This window comes from Hymenobacter aerophilus DSM 13606 (assembly GCF_000382225.1).
Classification (GTDB): Bacteria; Bacteroidota; Bacteroidia; order Cytophagales; family Hymenobacteraceae; genus Hymenobacter; species Hymenobacter aerophilus.
The window spans coordinates 131,429-150,296 of sequence record NZ_KB907805.1 but is presented as its reverse complement, the minus strand read 5'-3'; the positions used below and the strand labels follow the sequence as shown (position 1 = coordinate 150,296).

General features: G+C 61.8%; 15 protein-coding genes. 5 read left to right on the top strand and 10 right to left on the bottom strand.

What is annotated here, in order from left to right:
* The first annotated feature begins 57 nt into the window (after window positions 1-57).
* On the top strand, window positions 58-1,620 hold the full coding sequence (locus tag H145_RS0106430; protein ID WP_019947318.1) for a sigma 54-interacting transcriptional regulator: 1,563 nt from the start codon (window positions 58-60) through the stop codon (window positions 1,618-1,620).
* A gap of 115 nt (window positions 1,621-1,735) precedes the next feature.
* Here the strand turns inward: H145_RS0106430 and H145_RS0106425 are convergent, their stop codons facing one another.
* Window positions 1,736-2,002 (bottom strand): hypothetical protein, encoded by a 267-nt coding sequence (locus H145_RS0106425; protein ID WP_019947317.1) that lies wholly within the window; start codon window positions 2,000-2,002, stop codon window positions 1,736-1,738.
* A gap of 170 nt (window positions 2,003-2,172) precedes the next feature.
* Window positions 2,173-2,634, bottom strand: a complete 462-nt coding sequence (locus H145_RS0106420; protein WP_019947316.1) for a peptidylprolyl isomerase — start codon at window positions 2,632-2,634, stop codon at window positions 2,173-2,175.
* A 208-nt stretch (window positions 2,635-2,842) separates the two neighbouring features.
* On the opposite strand from H145_RS0106420, the gene H145_RS20235 reads away from it, so the two are divergent.
* Complete coding sequence (locus H145_RS20235; protein WP_019947315.1) at window positions 2,843-3,493, top strand: fasciclin domain-containing protein; 651 nt, start codon at window positions 2,843-2,845, stop codon at window positions 3,491-3,493.
* Between the two features lie 244 nt (window positions 3,494-3,737).
* Here the strand turns inward: H145_RS20235 and H145_RS0106410 are convergent, their stop codons facing one another.
* On the bottom strand, window positions 3,738-5,138 hold the full coding sequence (locus tag H145_RS0106410) for a UDP-N-acetylmuramate--L-alanine ligase (RefSeq protein ID WP_019947314.1): 1,401 nt from the start codon (window positions 5,136-5,138) through the stop codon (window positions 3,738-3,740).
* A 345-nt stretch (window positions 5,139-5,483) separates the two neighbouring features.
* Between H145_RS0106410 and dnaB the strand changes: the two genes are divergently transcribed.
* Window positions 5,484-8,135, top strand: coding sequence for a replicative DNA helicase (gene dnaB, locus H145_RS0106405; protein ID WP_019947313.1), 2,652 nt, complete (start codon window positions 5,484-5,486; stop codon window positions 8,133-8,135).
* Between the two features lie 231 nt (window positions 8,136-8,366).
* Window positions 8,367-10,355, top strand: a complete 1,989-nt coding sequence (gyrB, locus tag H145_RS0106400; protein ID WP_019947312.1) for a DNA topoisomerase (ATP-hydrolyzing) subunit B — start codon at window positions 8,367-8,369, stop codon at window positions 10,353-10,355.
* A 176-nt stretch (window positions 10,356-10,531) separates the two neighbouring features.
* Here the strand turns inward: gyrB and rsgA are convergent, their stop codons facing one another.
* From rsgA to H145_RS0106370, 6 genes are all read right to left on the bottom strand, one after another.
* Complete coding sequence (rsgA, locus tag H145_RS0106395; RefSeq protein WP_026351301.1) at window positions 10,532-11,458, bottom strand: ribosome small subunit-dependent GTPase A; 927 nt, start codon at window positions 11,456-11,458, stop codon at window positions 10,532-10,534.
* Between the two features lie 187 nt (window positions 11,459-11,645).
* Window positions 11,646-12,899, bottom strand: a complete 1,254-nt coding sequence (locus H145_RS0106390) for a 3-deoxy-D-manno-octulosonic acid transferase (RefSeq protein WP_019947310.1) — start codon at window positions 12,897-12,899, stop codon at window positions 11,646-11,648.
* A 246-nt stretch (window positions 12,900-13,145) separates the two neighbouring features.
* A complete protein-coding gene (locus H145_RS0106385) occupies window positions 13,146-13,784 on the bottom strand; it encodes a peroxiredoxin (protein WP_019947309.1) in 639 nt (212 codons plus the stop codon).
* 140 nt (window positions 13,785-13,924) lie between these two features.
* Window positions 13,925-14,413 (bottom strand): Fur family transcriptional regulator, encoded by a 489-nt coding sequence (locus H145_RS20230; RefSeq protein WP_019947308.1) that lies wholly within the window; start codon window positions 14,411-14,413, stop codon window positions 13,925-13,927.
* Between the two features lie 317 nt (window positions 14,414-14,730).
* Window positions 14,731-15,510, bottom strand: coding sequence for an enoyl-CoA hydratase-related protein (locus tag H145_RS0106375; protein ID WP_019947307.1), 780 nt, complete (start codon window positions 15,508-15,510; stop codon window positions 14,731-14,733).
* A 138-nt stretch (window positions 15,511-15,648) separates the two neighbouring features.
* Complete coding sequence (locus tag H145_RS0106370) at window positions 15,649-16,941, bottom strand: aspartate kinase (RefSeq protein ID WP_019947306.1); 1,293 nt, start codon at window positions 16,939-16,941, stop codon at window positions 15,649-15,651.
* 149 nt (window positions 16,942-17,090) lie between these two features.
* Between H145_RS0106370 and fbp the strand changes: the two genes are divergently transcribed.
* Window positions 17,091-18,113, top strand: coding sequence for a class 1 fructose-bisphosphatase (gene fbp, locus H145_RS0106365; RefSeq protein ID WP_019947305.1), 1,023 nt, complete (start codon window positions 17,091-17,093; stop codon window positions 18,111-18,113).
* 74 nt (window positions 18,114-18,187) lie between these two features.
* Here the strand turns inward: fbp and H145_RS0106360 are convergent, their stop codons facing one another.
* Window positions 18,188-18,853, bottom strand: coding sequence for a DUF5606 family protein (locus H145_RS0106360; RefSeq protein ID WP_019947304.1), 666 nt, complete (start codon window positions 18,851-18,853; stop codon window positions 18,188-18,190).
* Window positions 18,854-18,868: the final 15 nt, after the last annotated feature.

Genomic DNA, 18,868 nt, shown 5'->3' with positions numbered 1-18,868 from the left:
AGTTCGCGTTACTGTCGCCCCCTTTCCAACCCACACCCGTACCCTTCTTCCCTCTATATGCCCGCATACGATTCGCTTTCCGCTGACCAGTTGCAGCAGATTACCACCCTCGGGGCCCTCAAGAAATCCGGCTACGAGCCCCGCTCCGTGAAAACGGAATTGCGCGACAACCTTATCAAGAAGCTGCAAAGCGGCGAAGACGTGTTTCCCGGCATCTTCGGCTACGAAGAAACCGTGATTCCGGAGTTGCAGCGCGCTATTCTGGCTGGCCACCACATCAACCTGCTGGGCTTGCGGGGCCAGGCCAAAACCCGTATTGCCCGCCTGCTCATTGGCCTGCTCGATGAGTACGTGCCGATGGTGGAAGGCTCGGAGCTCAACGACGACCCGATGCAGCCGCTGAGCGTGTTTGCCAAGAACCTGATTGCCGAGAAAGGCGACGATACGCCCGTGGCCTGGCTGCCCCGCGCCGACCGCTACACCGAGAAGCTGGCCACGCCCGACGTGTCGGTGGCCGACCTGATTGGCGACGCCGACCCCATCAAGGCCGCCACGCTCAAACTGCCGTACTCGGATGAGCGCGTGATTCACTTCGGCCTGATTCCGCGGGCGCACCGGGGCATTTTCGTTATCAACGAACTGCCCGACTTGCAGGCCCGCATTCAGGTGTCGCTGTTCAATATTCTGCAGGAAGGCGACATCCAGATTCGGGGTTTCAAGGTGCGGCTGCCGCTGGATTTGCAGTTCGTATTCACGGCCAACCCCGAGGACTACACCAACCGCGGCTCCATCGTTACACCCCTCAAGGACCGCATCGACGCCCAGATTATCACCCACTACCCGAAGAGCATCGAAATCGGCAAGCGCATCACCCAGCAAGAGGCCCGCATCAAGGAAGAGCAGCGGGGCCTGGTGACGCTCAACGAAATCGTGGCCGACCTAGTGGAGCAGGTGGCCGTGGAGGCCCGCGGTTCGGAGTTCGTGGATGCCAAGAGCGGCGTGTCGGCCCGCCTCACCATCTCGGCCTACGAGCAGGTGGTGGCCGGGGCCGAGCGCCGGGCGCTGGTAAACGGCGAAAAGACCACCTACGTGCGCGTGAGCGACTTTATTACCGCTGTGCCGGCCGTAACGGGCAAGGTGGAGCTGGTGTACGAGGGCGAGCAGGAGGGCGCGGGTATCGTGGCCGAGAAGCTCATGGGCAAGGCCATCCGCACGCTGTTTCTGCAATACTTCCCCGACCCCGACAAGGCCAAGAAGCTCAAAGGCCGCCCCTCGCCCTACAAAACGGTGCAGGAGTGGTTCGGCCAGGGCCACACCGTGGATTTGCTCCACGACCTGAGCACGAAAGACTACCACGCCGCCCTCGACCAGGTGCCCGGCCTGCGCGACATCGTAACGGAGTTGCACCCCAACGAGGACGCCGACACCACCTACTTCCTGATGGAGTTCCTGCTCCACGGCCTGAGCGAGTACAGCCTGATTTCGCGCAACCGCCTCACGGCAGGAGCCCAGTTCAAGGACCTGCTCAGCAGCATGTTCACCATGCCCTCCTTCGGCGAAGATGACGACGAAGACGAGGACGACGAAGAGGAAAAGCCCCGCCGCGGCCGCCGCCGGTAGCACCTCCCCCCCCGGCCCCCTCTCCTTGGGGAGAGGGGGAGCCGAACGAATCTGAAAACGCCCCGCGTACTTATTAGTGCGCGGGGCGTTTTGTGTGTCAGGCCTCCTCAAAGGCTTAAATCTTGCGGGCCTTGAGTTCCTGCTCGGCGCTTTTGAGCTGGTACTTGAGCGACTTGAGCTTGGCCCGCTCCGTGTCGACGAGCCGTTCCTGGTCTTTCACCTGGTTGCGCAGGTCCGACACGCGCCCGGCCTGGGCGGCTACCACGGGGTTGCTCGAATCCATGTCGGACTTAAATAGGGTGCAGCTGGCGCTGCCCAGCAGCAGGGCCGCGCCCAGCACGAAGGAGGAAAGTAAGCGGGGGGTATGGATGGAAATGGTCATATCGAAGAAAAAAGACAGCTAAAAAGCAAGCTGCCCTGAAGTGTACGCGGCCCTTACGGCGGAGTTGTGGCCGCGCCGCATCTACACCGATTGCGTGCCTAAAAAAATCCCCCGCCTGCAGCAGCAAGCGGGGGATTTTGGGGGAAGTGAGCTAATGCGAACGGGCCGGTTTAGGCCTGCTCGCTCACCACAATCTTCTCGATTTCGTCGTTGGCCTTGATCTGGTCGATGATGTCGAGGCCCTCTACCACTTTGCCGAACACGGTGTGGTTGCGGTCGAGGTGGGCGGTGTTGTCGCGCGAGTGCACGATGAAGAACTGCGAGCCGCCGGTGTTGCGGCCGGCGTGGGCCATGCTCAGGGCGCCGCGCTCGTGGTACTGGTGGTCGCCGTTGAGCTCACAGTCGATTTTGTAGCCCGGGCCGCCGGTGCCGGGCGTGCCCTTGGCGCCGTCGCGCGAGTTGGGGCAGCCGCCCTGAATCACGAAGTTGGGAATCACGCGGTGAAACTTGAGGCCGTCGTAGAAGCCTTTCTCGGCCAGATCGGTGAAGTTCTTGACGGTGTTGGGGGCGTCCTGGTCGTAGAACTCGACCTTCATAACGCCCTTACTGGTGTGGATTTCGGCAGTTTTCATGGGTTGGCTGTGGAGATGATCAATGGAAATACGGGGTGGAAAGGGAGTCTCAGGGGCCTTACGCCCCCGGCCGGCGCGGGTTGCCGCCGGCCGGGCAAAGGTAGGAATTTAGCACGCGCTCAAACATCCGGATTCGCTAATGGTTCGTAGGTCCGTAAGCTCCACCGGAAGGTGAGAGCCGTTTCTCTACTTCCCTTTTTCCTCTTTCATGCACAAGCTTCTGCGCTCTTCTACCCTGGCCCTGCTGGCGGCCGGCTCCCTCAGCTTCGGCCTCGCCAGCTGCGGCGACACCGCCACCACCGAAACCACCACCGCCACGACCGACACCACCACGGCCACCACCGTCGACTCGACGGCTATGATGGCCGACGACGCCCGCATGGGCAAGCCCGAGGGCGTAATGGTGGATGGCGTAGCCATGCTGCCCACCAACACCATCGTGCAGAACGCCGTGATGGCCTCCAGCGTGAGCACGCTGGTGAAGGCCGTGCAGGCCGCCGGCCTCGACGGCACGCTCTCCGGCCCCGGCCCGTTCACGGTTTTCGCGCCCACCAACGCCGCTTTCGATAAGCTGCCCAACGGCGCGCTGGCCGGCCTGCTCAAGCCCGAAAGCAAAGACAAGCTGGCCGCCGTACTCACCTACCACGTCATCCCCGGCCGCCTCGTGGCCCAGGACCTGAAGGACGGCCAGGAGCTGACCACCGTGAACGGTGAGAAGCTGAAGGTGATGGTGAAAGACGGCGTGGTAATGGTCGGCAACGGCAAAGACGCCCCCGCCACCGTGCAGGTAGCCGACGTGATTTCGAGCAACGGCGTCACCCACGTTATCGACGGCGTTATCCTGCCCCTGGCCAAGTAATTTTTTTCAACGTCGTTGAAAACCAGAAGCGCCGGCCAATTTGGCCGGCGCTTTTTTGTTCTCAAGCGGCGCCTTACGGGGCGCCTCACCCCCTAGCTCCCTCTCCGAAAAAGGAGAGGGGAGACTAGCCACTAGCTTTCTAAAGCAGCCGTGGCTAGACTAGAATTTAGAAACTAGTCCCCCCTCTCCTTTTTCGGAGAGGGGGCTAGGGGGTGAGGCGCCACCAAGGCGCGACGCCAAGGCTCTACGCCACCACCTGCTCGGCCAACGCGGCCAAATCGAGCCCGTCGAAGGTGCCCGACGACATCATCAGCAGGTTGGCGTCCTGCCAGTTTTGGGCGTGCAGGAAATCGGCCAGCTCCGCGCTGTCGGTGAACACGCGCAGGTCGGGGCGCTGGAAAGCGGCCTGCACGGCCTCGGGCGGCAGGGCGGGCAGGCGTTTATGGGCCAGCACCTGCGGGTTGAAGTACACCACGGCCACATCGGGCGCATCGAAGGTGTGGGCGTACTGGGGCAGGAATTCGGGGTTGAGCGAGCTGAACGTGTGCAGCTCCAGGCAGGCCACCAGCCGCCGCCTGGGGAACTGTGCCTTAAAAGCCGTGGCCGTGGCTTTGAGCTTGCTTGGGGCGTGGGCGAAATCCTTGTACACCACCGAGCCCGTTCCCTCGCGCACCAGCTCCAGCCGCCGCGCCGCGCCCTTAAACGAGCCCAGCGCCTCGTAAAACTCCTTGCCCTTGATGCCGAGCTGCTTGCACACTTCCCGGGCAGCCGAAATATTGCGCAGGTTATGCTCGCCGAACACCTGAATCGGCACTTCCTCTTCTTTTTTAGTGATGAGGAAGGTCTGGCCGGCGCGCACCACATTCTCGTGGGGGCCGTAGCCGATGTACTTCACATCGGGGTTGGCGGGCACGGCTACCAACTGGGTCTGCGCATCGTCGCGGTCGTAAATCAGCACACCGGCCTTGGGCGTCATCTCGGCGAAGATTTTGAACTGCTCGCGGTAGATTTCCTCGGTCGGGAACACATTGATATGGTCCCAGCTGATGCCCGAAATAACGCCGATGTGGTGCTGATACAGGTGAAACTTGGGTCGCCGGTCGATCGGAGAGGCCAGGTACTCGTCGCCCTCAATGATGATGATGGGCGCCTCGTCGGTGAGCTGGACCATCAACTCGAAGCCCTCCAGCTGGGCCCCCACGGCGTAATCGAACTGCCGGCCGTGGTAGCGCAGCACGTGCAGAATAAGCGAGGTAATGCTGGTTTTGCCGTGCGAGCCGCCAATGACGATGCGCTGCTTGTCGCGCGAAGCCTCATAAATAAACTCCGGAAACGAGTACACCCGCAGCCCCAGCTCCTGGGCCCGCAGCAGCTCGGGGTTGTCGGCCCGGGCGTGCATACCCACGATTACCGCGTCGAGGTCGGCCGTGATTTTCTCCGGGAACCAGCCCTCCGCTTCGGGCAGCAGCCCGGCCGCCGCCAGCCGGCCCTTGGCGGGCTCGAATATCTCGTCGTCGGAACCCGTAACGTGGGCGCCGCGCCGGTGCAGGGCCAGCGCCAGGTTGTGCATGATGCTGCCGCCGGTAGCAATCAGGTGCAGGCGGTGGAGCGAAGAGGGAGCAGCAGGAGCAGCAGCAGAGGCCATAAGTCAGCAGAAGTAAGGATGACAAAGGTAGCAGTTTGGGGTTGTTGAGGGGACTGCAGAACTTCGCAGAACGTCATTCAGAGCGCAGCGAAGAATCTCGCGTGGTGTCCCTGTCCGGTTGTCGTTCAACGAACCCGAGCGAGATTATTCGCTGCGCTCTGAATGACGTTCTGCGAAGTTCTGTAGTCCCCCAAAAGAAACCTTTGCTGCCGTTCCCGGATTGTAAGGCCCAGCCGTTAGCTTTGTAGCCCTTTGGCCGAACAGCCGCGCCGGGCCGGGAAACCGGCCACGAAAAAACCGCCGCGAAACTCGTCCGGTCTGCTTACCTTGTAGTGTATTTTTTAGATGAACGACCGGATGGACGACCGCCTCAAACAAGCAGGTTCAAGGGCTAAAGCGGCCTGGAACAGCCGCCCGGCCCACCTGCCGGTAGGCGGTCCGGCGGGCAAGCTGCCGCCCCAGGCCCTGGAGCTGGAGGCCGCCGTGCTGGGCGCGCTCATGCTCGAAAAAGATGCCCTGACCACGGTTATCGACATCCTCAAGCCCCAGAGCTTTTACAAGGACGGCCACCAGCGCATCTTCAAGGCCATCCTCAATCTGTTCGACAAGTCGGAGCCGATTGACATCCTCACCGTCACGCACGAGCTGCGCGAGATGGGCGAGCTGGAAGCCGCCGGCGGCACGCACTACGTGGCCCAGCTCACGTTTAAGGTCAACTCGGCGGCCAACATCGAGTACCACTCCCGCATCATCACCGAAAACGCCATCAAGCGGGAGCTCATCAACATTGCCAGCACCATCCAGCGCGACGCCTTCGAGGATACCACCGACGTGTTCAACCTGCTCGATTCCACCGAGCAGGCCCTGTTCGAGGTGTCGGAGTCGAACATCCGCAAGAACTTCGACGACATGCGCAGCCTGATGGGCAAGGCCATCAAGGAGCTGGAAGAAAAGAAGGACCAGAAGGACGGCCTGACCGGCGTGCCCTCGGGCTTCTCGGCCCTCGACCGCGTAACCAGCGGCTGGCAACCATCTGACCTGGTGATTATTGCAGCGCGGCCGGGCATGGGCAAGTGTCTGGGCAAAGGCACCAAAGTGCTCATGTTCGACGGCACGCTGCGCAACGTAGAGGACGTGCGCGAGGGCGAGCTGCTGATGGGCGACGACTCGACCCCGCGCCGGGTGCTGAATATTGCCCGGGGCCGCGAAAACATGTATTGGGTGCGCCAGAACAAGGGCGAGGCCTACCGCGTCAACGAAAGCCACATTCTCTCGCTCAAGCGCAGCCGCACCGAGGGCCCGCACCGCCACGGCGACGTGCTCAATATTGAGGTGCGCGACTGGTTGCAGAAAAGCCCCAAGTTCCGCTCGAACTACAAGGGCTACAAGGTACCCGTAGAATATGCGGCGCAGGAGCTGCCCCTGGCCCCGTATTTCTTGGGGTTGTGGCTGGGCGACGGCGCTTCCGGTAATTGCCGCATCACGGGCCAGGACCCGGAAATCATCAACTACCTGCACGAGTACGCCGCCGAGCTGAACATGCAGGTAACGGTGGGGGAGGTAGCGGACCGCTGCAACAGCTACGGCATCACCCGCGGTGGGCAGGGCGGCAGCCTCGCCCAGTATTCGGTGCAGGATGAGCTGCGCCAGCTAGACCTGCTCGGCAACAAGCACATCCCGCAGGCTTACCTCAGCAACAGCCGCGAAAACCGCCTGTTGCTGCTGGCCGGCCTCATCGACTCCGATGGCCACCTCGACCCGGTGAGTAACGGCTACGAAATCACCCGGAAAAACCAGCGCCTGGCCCGCCAGATCAAGTTCCTGGCCGACTCTTTGGGCTTCCGCACCTCGCTGAAAAAGAAGCGGGCCGCTATCAGCGCCATCGGTTACGAGAGCGAGGTATACCGCGTGCGCATCTACGGCGACATCAACTGCGTGCCGGTGCGCGTGGCCCGCAAAAAGGCCCAGCCCTGGGCCTCGGTGGTCGATTGGCGGATGACGGACATTTCGGTGGAGTTCGATAAGGAGGACGATTACTACGGCTTCAGCATCGACGGCAACCGGCTGTTTCTGCTGGCCGATTGCACCGTGACGCACAACACGGCGTTCGTGGTGTCGGCGATGCGCAACGCGGCCGTCGAGTTCAAGAAGCCGGTGGCTATTTTCTCACTCGAAATGTCGTCGTTGCAGCTCGTGAATCGTCTGATTTCGGCCGAGGCGGAACTGGATTCGGAGAAAATCAAGAAGGGCAACCTGGCCGACTACGAGTGGGCCCAGCTCAACCACAAAATATCCAACCTTTCGTCGGCCCCGATTTACATCGACGACACGCCCGGCCTCAGCATCCGGGAACTGCGCACCAAGTGCCGCCGCCTGAAGGCTCACCACGATATTTCGATGATTATCATCGACTATCTGCAGCTGATGACCGGCAACACCGACGGCAAGGGCGGCGGCAACCGCGAACAGGAAATTGCCTCCATCTCGCGGGCCCTCAAGGGCATTGCCAAGGAACTGAACGTGCCCGTGCTGGCCCTCTCGCAGCTTTCGCGCTCGGTGGAAACCCGCGGCGGCGACAAAAAGCCCCAGCTCAGTGACCTGCGCGAATCGGGTTCGATTGAGCAGGACGCCGACATGGTTATCTTCCTCTATCGCCCCGAGTACTACAAAATCACGGAGGACGAGATGGGCAACCCCACCCAGGGCACGGGCGAGGTGATTATTGCCAAGCACCGGAACGGCTCCTTGGAAACCGTGCAGCTCAAGTTCATCGGCAAGTTCACCAAGTTCGCCGACCTCGATGGCGGCGGGGGCTTCGACGACGGCGGCTTCAATCCCAGCGCCTTCCCCAGCAGCACCTTCGACGACGACCAGGCGGGGGGCGGCTTTGCGCCCAACACCATCCGGCTGGGCTCGCGCATCAACAACGACGGCCCGCCCGCCGACCCGAAGCCCTTCCCGCGCAGCAATTTCGACGACGGCCCGCCGCCGTTCTAAAGCCGGCCGCCAAATTGACTTCAACGCAGAACGCCCGCCCCCAAAGCGGGCGTTCTGCTTTTAGATTCGGAGGTCGCCGTTCCGTTGTTTTTAAACCTTGAAAACGTGGAAAAAGGCGGGCTGCTGAACCTCTCGCGACACCGGGCAAAACCGGCCCCGGCGCTGGCAAAAACCGGATTTTTTCGGTATCTTTGCCTACTTACGCACTCCGCGCTGAACCCCTTTTGTTATATGAGCGAAATCACTGAAAAAGTAGCCCCCGCCGAGTACTCGGCCAATAGCATTCAGGTACTCGAAGGGCTCGAAGCCGTGCGCAAACGCCCGTCGATGTACATCGGCGACACCGGCATCCGGGGCCTGCACCATCTGGTGTGGGAAGTGGTCGACAACTCCATTGACGAAGCCCTGGCCGGCCACTGCGACACCATCCACGTTACCATCAACGAAAACAACTCCATCACCGTCCGCGACAACGGCCGCGGCATTCCCGTCGATTTCCACGAGAAAGAAGGCCGCTCGGCCCTCGAAGTGGTGATGACGGTGCTGCACGCCGGCGGCAAGTTCGACAAGGACTCCTACAAGGTATCGGGCGGCCTGCACGGCGTGGGCGTGAGCTGCGTGAACGCGCTCAGCCAGGACCTGAAAGTAACCGTGCGCCGCAACGGCAAAGTGTACGAGCAGGAGTACAAAATCGGTATTCCGCAGTACCCGGTGAGGGAGTTGGGAACCACCGACGAGCACGGCACCCAGGTGGAGTTCCTGCCCGACGACACCATTTTCTCCGAGCACGTTTACAAGTACGCCACCATTGCCTCGCGTCTGCGCGAGCTGTCGTTTCTGAACAGCGGCATCCGCCTCACGCTTACCGACCGTCGCGAGCCGGGCGAAAACGGCGCCGAGTTCCGCAACGACGAGTTCTTCTCGACCGGCGGCCTGGCCGAATTCGTGCAGTACCTCGACGGCACCGAGCGCCACGCCCTGATGCCGGCCCCCATCCACGTAATCAACGAGAAGGGCATTACGCCGGTAGAAGTGGCGTTGCAGTACAACGACTCGTACCAGGAGAACATCTTTTCCTACGTCAACAACATCAACACCCACGAGGGCGGCACCCACGTAGCCGGCTTCCGCTCGGCCCTCACGCGCACGCTCAAGGCCTACGCCGACAAGTCGGGCAAGCTGGAAAAGGCCAAGGTGGAAATTTCGGGCGAGGACTTCCGCGAGGGCCTCACAGCCGTTATTTCGGTGAAAGTGGCCGAGCCCCAGTTTGAGGGCCAGACCAAAGCCAAGCTGGGCAACAACGAGGTGAACGGCGCCGTGAATACCGCCGTGGGCGAGATTCTGGCCCAGTACCTGGAGGAAAACCCCAAGGAGGCCGGCATCATCGTCGAGAAGGTGATTCTGGCCGCCAAGGCCCGCATTGCCGCCCGCAAAGCCCGCGAAATGGTGCAGCGCAAGTCGGTGCTCGGTTCCACCTCGCTGCCCGGTAAGCTGGCCGACTGCTCGGAGTCGGACCCCGAAATCTGCGAGTTGTACCTGGTAGAGGGCGACTCGGCCGGCGGCACGGCCAAGCAGGGCCGCAACCGCGCCTTCCAGGCTATTCTGCCGTTGCGAGGTAAAATCCTCAACGTGGAGAAAGCCCAGGAGCACCGCATTCTGGAAAACGAGGAAATCCGGAACATGATTACGGCGCTGGGCGTGAGCTTCGGCGTGGCGGCCGACCCGGAACTGGGTATCGAGGCTGATTCCAAGGCGCTCAACATCAAAAAGCTGCGCTACCACAAGGTCATCATCATGACCGACGCCGACATCGACGGCTCGCACATCCGGACGCTGATCCTGACCTTCTTCTTCCGCTACATGCGCGAGCTGGTAGATCGGGGCTACATCTACATTGCCCTGCCGCCGCTGTATCTGGTGAAGAAGGGTAAGGAGGAGCGCTACTGCTGGACCGAGGAGGAGCGCATGGCTGCCCAGGAAGAAATGGGCCGCGGCAAGCCCGAATCGGTGAACGTGCAGCGCTACAAGGGTCTGGGCGAGATGAACGCCGAGCAGCTCTGGAGCACCACCATGCAGCCTTCTACCCGTTCGCTCAAGCAGGTAACCGTCGATTCGGCCGCCGAAGCCGACCACCTGTTCTCGATGCTGATGGGCGACGAGGTAGCCCCCCGCCGCGACTTCATCGAGCAGAACGCCAAGTACGCCAAGATTGATGTTTGATTTTTGAGCTGTTAGCTTATAGCTATTAGCTGACAGCTTTCGTTCTGCAAGTTCAAAATAAAAAGCGCCAACCCACTGCGGGTTGGCGCTTTTTGTTGGTGGATGAGGCCAAAACAAGCGGCTTTAGCAGAACGGTGGCTAACAGCTGTAAGCTCTCAGCTAACAGCTCAAAGAACTCATTTCCTGTTGTCTTCGCCCTGTTGCATGCTCACGTAGCTGTCGTAGCGGGGCAGGGCAATGCGGCCCTTGTCCACGGCTTCGCGGACGGCGCAACCGGGCTCGTGCAGGTGCTGGCAGTTGTGGTAGCGGCACTGGTTGAGCAGGGCGCGCATTTCGGGGAAGTAGTGGGCCAGCTCGCCCGCCTTCATATCCACGAGGCCCAGCTCCTTGATGCCGGGCGTGTCGATGAGGTAGGTGCCGGGGCGCACTTCGAGCATTTCGGCGAAAGTGGTGGTGTGCACGCCTTTGTCGGAGAACTGGCTGATTTCGGCCGTTTTCAGGTCGAGGTCGGGCACTAGGGCGTTGATGAGCGTGCTCTTGCCCACGCCCGAATGGCCCGAGAGCAGCGACACGCGGCCGTCGAGCAGGGCGTCGATGTCGGCCAGGCCCTCGCCGGTGAGGGCCGAGCAGCGCAGGCCGGGGTAGCCCAGGCTTTCATAGAGGCCCTGAATCTGGCCCTGGTAGTCGTTCAGGTCGTCGTCGTAGAGGTCGGTTTTGTTGAACAGCAGCCGCACCGGAATATGGTAGGCCTCGGCCGTCACCAGAAACCTATCAATGAACCCAAACGAGGTAGCCGGTGAGGCCAGCGTAACCACCAGCAGGGCCTGGTCGAGGTTGGCGGCCACGATGTGGGCGTGCTCGGTTTTGTGCACCGAGCGGCGGATGATGTAGTTGCGGCGCGGCGCAATATGGTGGATTACGCCCGCGCCTTCGGTTTGCTCTTCCACCGTAAACTCCACCTCATCGCCTACGGCCAGCGGGTTGCTCACCTTCAGGCCCTGGTTTTTGAACTTGCCCCGCAGCCGGCAGTGGTGAAACTTGCCGGTGCTGACTTCGCGCACCACGTACCACGAGCCCGTTGATCTAACAATGGTTCCGGTCATGTTGAGGCGAAATAGTGATTTGGTGAAGTGAGGAGTTTGATAACCTATTTTCCTGAGCTTGCGAGAGGCCTTGTCACGGGCGGACGATGAGAGTGCGAATGAGTCGTTGGGACGCCTGTCGTGCTTGCGGGATAAGGCCTTTCGCAAGCGCAGGATGCTAGGGCTCCTGAACGTCAAACTCACCATTTCACCATCTCACCACCTCACCTTCCACCCAGCGCATAATTTTTTGGGTGGCGCCGCTGTGGTCGTGCACGTAGTCGAGGCTCTGGTCCTGCACCTGCAGGCGGGCTTCCTCGCGGTAGTAGAGCAATCCAAAGGCCTTCAGCAGCTCATCGGAGGAAGTTACGGGGAAGGCGCAGCCCAGCTTTACCAAATCCTGGGCCTCCTGAAACTTGTGGTAGGTGGGCCCGAAAAACAGCGGCAGGCCAAACGCGGCGGCTTCGAGCGTATTGTGCAGGCCCTTGCCGAACGCGCCGCCGATGTAGGCGAAGTGGCCGAAGCGGTAGAGCGAGTTGAGCAGGCCTACATTGTCAATCAGCAGCACCCGGGCCTGGGCCACGGTGGCGGCCTGCGCCTGCGAGTAGCGCAGTACCTGGCCGGGCAGCATGGCTTCTACCCGCCGCAGGTTGGCTTCGCTGATTTCGTGCGGGGCCACAATAAAGCGCAGTTCCTGTTCATATTTCTGCAGCAGGGGCGCAAGGATGGCCAAATCTTCCGACCAACTGCTGCCCACAATCAGTACCGGGCACCAGTCGTCGGTGAAGGCCTCGACCAGCGGCAGGGGCCGGGGCGGGGCCGAAGCCGTGCGCACCACCGTATCGAAGCGGGTGTCGCCGGCCACGCTCACCTGGGTCAGGCCGGCCCCGCGCAGCAGGTCGGCCGAGGCCTGGTTTTGGGTGAAAATATGCGTGAAGGAGCCCAGAATCCGGCGGAAGAAACCGCCCCAGGGCTGGAAAAACACCTGCTCGGGCCGGAAAATGGCCGACACGCAGATAGCCGGAATGGCTTGCCGCTGCAGTTCGCGCAGAAAGTAATGCCAGAACTCGTACTTCACGAACACGGCCAGCCGGGGCTGCACGGCCTCCAGAAAAGCGCGGGCGTTGGCGGCCGTATCAAGGGGCAGGTAGAACACGTAATCGGCGCCCGGCCAGTTGTGGCGCACCGCGTAGCCCGAGGGCGAGAAGAAGGTGAGCACCAGCTTGTGGTCGGGGTACTCGGCGCGGTAGGCCTCCATCAGCGGGCGGCCCTGCTCGAACTCGCCCAGCGAGGCGCAATGGAACCACACCCGCGGCGCAGTTTCGTGGCGCAACGCCTCCCGGACGCGGCCCAGCAGCCCGCGCCGCCCGGCCGTCCAGGCGGCGGCCTTGGGCACGAAGGGGCTCAGCAGCCGCAGCAGCAGCGCATACAAACGCAGACCAAAAGAATACAGCAGGCGCAATACGGTGGGAAGGGAGGCAAACGAAAGGGGCCGCTTGCAGCAGCCCGCCACAAAAGTACGCCCTTCAACCCATTTTCAGCAAAAAGCCCCCGCCCGGGTAGGCAGAGGCTTCTTTGCAGATGGTGAAATAGGCGAAATAGTGAGGTGGTGAAATGATGAGTTGATGTTCAACGGCTCTACCGGCGCAGGTGGCGCATGCAGGCCCTTGAAACGGCAACTCACCATTTCACCATCTCACCAAATCACTTAGTGGGCGGCTTGCTTGCCGAGGTAGTTGGCTACGCCTTCGCGGGTGGCCTGCATGGCCTCCTTGCCTTCCTCCCAGTTAGCGGGGCACACCTCGCCCTTCTCCTCGAAGTACTGCAGGGCATCCACCATGCGCATGGCCTCGTCGATGCTGCGACCCAGCGGGCCGTCGTTTACCACCTGGTGGCGCACGATGCCGTCCTTATCAATCAGAAACAGGCCGCGGTAGGCCAGGGGCGAGCCGATGAAAGTCATTTCGCCGGCTTCGTTGTAGTCGTAGTGGCCGCCGAGTACGTCGTAGTTGGAGGCAATGGTTTTGGTGGCGTCGGCCACCAGCGGGTAGGTTACGCCCTCGATGCCGCCGTTGTCGCGCGGCGTCTGCAGCCAGGCGAAGTGCGAGAAGTGCGTATCGGTCGAGCAGCCTACTACGGCTACGCCTTTGGCTTCAAAATCGGCCAGCCGCTCCTCGAACGCAATGATTTCGGTGGGGCAAACGAACGTGAAGTCGGCGGGGTAGAAGTAGAAAATAACGTGCTTCTTGCCCAAATACCGGTCGAGGGAGAAATCCTCCTCGAATTCGCCATCAATAACGGCGGTGGCTTTGAAAGAAGGAGCGCGCTTACCAACGAGAACTGCCATGTGCTTTTAAAAAATTGGGTGAAAGTGAATTGTTGAACAGATAAGTGGACCGGCTGGTCCGTAAGCCGACCGCCACCCGCAAGCGGGCAGCAAATCAGCCATCAAAATCGGGGAAAGAGCGTTGCCGGCCCTAGTCGGTGTCAGGCGGGGTGCTGGGCCAAGTCGGCGGGGGGTGGGTCGGCCACGCGGCTGCCGGTTACGTGCAGCGAGAAGGAGTGGGGCTGGAAGCCCGGCAGCGCCTTGGCCGCGAAAAAGTCCCGAATCAGCTCATCCAACTGCGGGTCGCAGTAGTCGATAATTTCCTGCGTGTCGGCGCAAACCAAGTGATGGTGCTCGCTGCAATCGGCGTCGTAGCGGCGGCGCGAGCCCTCAGCCGAGGCCACCCGGCGCGTGAGGCCGGCGGCCACAAACGAATCGAGGGCCTTGTACACAGTGCCCAGCGACACGGAAGGCAACTGCCCGGTTACGCGCTGGTGCACCTGCTCGGCGGTGGGGTGGCCGGGCAGCACCAGCAGGCTTTCCAGAATCAGGAGGCGCTGGCGAGTAGCCCGCAGCCCGGCCTCAGCCAGTTGCTGCTGCAGCTGATCGGGCGTCGGGGCCGGATGAGAGTGGTGATGGTGAGTGGACACAGATAAGAATGATTCTCCGCAAAGATAGGGCTATAAGCGTTGCGAAGGAAAATTTGTTTCATCTGAGGGGTGATGGGGTGAGGAGGTGAGAGGAGAATGGGGTGTCATTGCGAGCGAAGCGAAGCAATCCGTGGGAGCAACGTGCTAACCCTTGTAATGCGTCAAGCCCTGGCGTCAGTGCTGGCGTTAAGAACTTCGCGCTTCTTGGGGCTTGTCGTTTTGTGCAAACGGATTGCTTCGCTCCGCTCGCAATGACCCGTCTCTTTTCCCGCCTCCTCACCCCATCACCCCATTACCTCCTCACCCCATCACTCCACCTACCGGCCCTTAAAATCGGCCGGGCGTTTCTCCACGAAAGCGGCCATGCCTTCCTTCTGGTCTTCGGAAGCAAACGTCATATAGAAGTTCTTGCGCTCGAAGTGCAGGCCCTCATCCAGGTGGGTTTCGAAGGCGCGGTTCACCGATTCCTTGGCCAGCCGGGCCGCTACCGGCGACATTTTGGCGATGCTGGCGGCCAGCCGGAAGGCTTCCTCCAGGTACTGGCCCACCGGCACCACGCGGTTCACGAGGCCGTGGCGGGCGGCTTCGTCGGCGCTCATCGGCTCGCCGGTGAGCACCATTTCCATGGCCCGCGCCTTGCCGATGGCCCGCGTGAGGCGCTGGGTGCCGCCCGCGCCCGGCATGGTGCCGATGCGGATTTCGGGCTGTCCGAACTTGGCCGTTTCCGAGGCCACAATCATGTCGCAGGTCATGCACAGCTCGCAGCCGCCGCCCAGCGCAAAGCCCGACACGGCCGCAATGAGCGGTTTGGTGGTGCGCCGAATCTGGTCCCAGATGCTGAACTGGTCGATCAGCAGCATATCAATGGCGGTGCGGCCGGCCATCTGCTTGATGTCGGCGCCGGCGGCAAAGGCCCGCTCGTTGCCCGTGAGCACGATTACGCGCACCTCGGGGTCCTGGTCAAGCTGCTGGAGGGCGGCGGCTACTTCCTGCATCAGCTGCAGGTTGAGGGCGTTGAGCTCCTTGGGGCGGTTGAGTTGAATCAGGGCCACCTGGGGCCGCACCTGGGGCGTTACGAGGATGAATTCGGGAGTCATGGGAAGAGTATGGAGTGCTAATAAGGGCAAATATACTGTCATCCTGAGCGCAGCGAAGGACCTTCTTATGGCAGCACTTTATATGAGCGAAATGGCTGTACATATAAAGTGCTGCCGTAAGAAGGTCCTTCGCTGCGCTCAGGATGACAGCTCATTACGTTCAGGCTCGCCCCGGCACACGAATTGAAACGTCTGGCGGGTGCGCTGCTCCAGCAGCAGCTCGCGGCCAGCCGTCAGGCGCTGCAGGCTGGGGGCGTCGTAGTTTTTGATGGTGTAGAGCTCCAGGCCGGTGTTGTAGTGGATGGTGAACTGCTCGCGCAGCCGGGCCAGCAGCTGTTCGAGGCGGGCGGGCAGAAAGTCGGTGCACACCGAAAAGCTGATGGCCGAGTTCTGCATCAGCCGGATTTTCAGCCGCACCTGGGCCAGCACCCCGAAAATCACCTCCAGGTTTTCCTCCGAAATAAAGTCCAGCTCCTTGGACTCAAAGGACACCAGGCACTGGTCGGTTTTGCGGATGAAGGCCGGCACCAGCAAGCCGTGGCGGCAGTCGTGGATGCGGGTGCCTTCGGCCGCGGGGTCGAGAAACGACTTGACCAGCAGTGGAATACCGCGCACAGCCAGCGGCTTGATGGTTTTAGGGTGAATAACTGAGGCGCCGTAGTAGGCCATTTCGATGGTTTCCTGGTAGCTGATTTCCGGGTAGCGCACCGTATCGGCGAATATTTTGGGGTCGGCGTTGAGCAGACCGGCCACGTCCTTCCAGATGGTAACCGACCCGGCGCCCAGGCAGTAGGCCAGAATGGCGGCCGTGAAGTCGGACCCCTCGCGGCCCAGCGTGGTGGTGAGGCCGCCGGCCGTGCCACCCACAAAGCCCTGCGTGACTACCGGCGGGCCCTGCGCCAGTTCTGCCAGCGGTAGCGCGGTTTGCAACGCTGCTTCGGTGGCGGCCCAGTCGAGGCGGCCTTCGCGCCAGGTTTCGTCGGTGCGGATAAATGGGCGGCAGTCGAGCCAGCGGGCCTGCAGAAACGCGGCTACGATGCGCGTGGCCAGCAACTCGCCGAAACTTACTACCTGGTCGTAGTGCCGGTCGAAATCGGCCGCAGAAACGGCAGCGGCGGCCAGCAGCCGGGTTTGCAGCCCGTTCAGCAGTTCGCTTAGCAACTCTTCCGCGGGCAGGCCCAGCTCGGCGGCCACATCGGCGTGGAAGTCGCGCAGCCGGGTCAGCTCGGCAGCGTAGGGCTGGCCGGCGTGGGCCCGCTGCAGCAGCGCCTCCAGCGCGTTGGTGGTCTTGCCCATGGCCGATACCACAATCACCAGCGGCCCCGGCCGGCCATGTTCGGCCACGATGCGGCCCAGGTTGCGGATAGCCGCGGCATCCTTCACCGAGGCGCCGCCGAATTTGTACACTTTCAACTGACTCAGCTCCTGCATGGCCCCAAATGTAGGGCCGGCGCGCGGCTTCCCGGCAGCGGCCCGGCAAACGGGGCCGGCAATACCGGGGCGAAGATTCGCTTTGGCTGCCCCGAATTGGTTACTTTTGAGCTTTCCCCCCGAATCTTATTTTCCCACACCCGCTTCTAATGGATCATCACGATAAGCTCGCGCTGCCCGTCGGCACCACCCTCGACCGCTTCATCATGCGCAAGCAGGAGGATTTCCCCTACGCCACCGGCGAGCTGAGCCAGCTGCTGCGCGATATTGCGCTGGCGGCCAAAATCGTCAACCGCGAAATCAACCGCTCGGGCCTCATCGATATTGCCGGCGCCTACGGCAACCGCAACGTGCAGGGCGAAGATCAGCAGAAGCTCGACGTGATTGCCAACATCCGCTTCATCCGGGCGCTGCGCAACGGCGGCGAGGTGTGCACCATCATCTCCGAGGAAGATGAGGACATGATTCAGACCGGCAACGTGCAGGGCAAGTACGTGGTGGCCATCGACCCGCTCGATGGTTCGAGCAACATCGATGTGAACGTGAGCATCGGCACCATTTTCAGCATCTACCGCCGCGTGTCGCCCACCGGCACCGAGGGCACGGCGCAGGACTGCCTGCAGACCGGCACCCACCAGGTGGCGGCCGGCTACGTGATTTACGGCTCGAGCACCATGATGGTGTACACGACCGGCAACGGCGTCAACGGCTTTACCTACGAGCCCAGCCTGGGCGAGTTTTTCCTTTCGCACCCCAACATCCAGACGCCCACCACCGGCAAGGTGTACTCCATCAACGAGGGCACGTCGGAGTATTTCACGGAGGGCACCAAAGCGTTTGTGGCCTACTGCAAGGAGGAAGGCTACTCGGCCCGCTACATTGGCTCGCTGGTGGCAGACTTCCACCGAAACCTGCTCAAGGGCGGCATCTATATGTATCCCGGCACGAGCAAGGTGCCCAACGGCAAGCTGCGGCTCATGTACGAGTGCAACCCGCTGGCGTTCATTGTGGAGCAGGCCGGCGGCAAATCGAGCAATGGCCGGCGCCGCACCCTGGAGCTGGAGCCCACCGATACGCACGTGCGCTGCCCCGTTTTCATCGGCTCGACGGAGATGGTGGAGAAGGCCGAGGAATTCCTGGCCGCCGAGCAGCAAAACGAAGCTGCCGAGTAGCCCCATCGTTTACTCATAAAAAATGCCGGCAGCCTCAAGGGCCGCCGGCATTTTTTTGTAGACTCTATTAAAGCTTACTCGGCCTTCTTTTTGGCCGGTGCCTTTTTGGCGGGCTTGGCTACGGCCGCCTCGGGGTTGGCCGGGGCCGTGTCGGCCTCGGGGGCCGGAATGATGCCGGCCGTGCTCATGGCCTCATCGGCGGCGGGCTCGGCCGTTTTCTTGACGGTTTTCTTCTTGGGCGAAGTATCGGCGGCTACGGGAGTGGCCGGCGCTTCTTCGGCGGCCTGCTCGGCTACCTCTTTCTTGGTCGCCTCGCTCTCAGTGGCCTCATCTTCGGTGGCCGGCGCCTGGTACTCGAGGCGCTGGCTCACGATGTTGTACCACTGCACCAGCTTCTTGATGTCGGACAGGTACACCCGCTCCCGGTCGTAATCCGGAATGATGCCTTCCATGAACGTCACCAGCTCTTGGTCGTTCGACTTGTTGCTCAGGCTGAAGTCGGCGCCGTGCTGCTGCTGAATCCGGTCGAACACCTCCGACAGGGGCACCGTCTGGTCGTAATCCTGGGTGTAGATGGAAATTTCCTGCAGCAGCGACACTTTGTTCTGGGCAGCGGCCACCGAGCGGGTGCCCTTGTCGTTGAGGGCTTCGATGATGACGCCGGCGCGGGTGGGGCGCACGAGACGGTACAGACCGGGCATTCCGCTGATGGCGGCAATTTCCTTCAGGTCGTAGGGCATAGCAAAAAAAGCAGT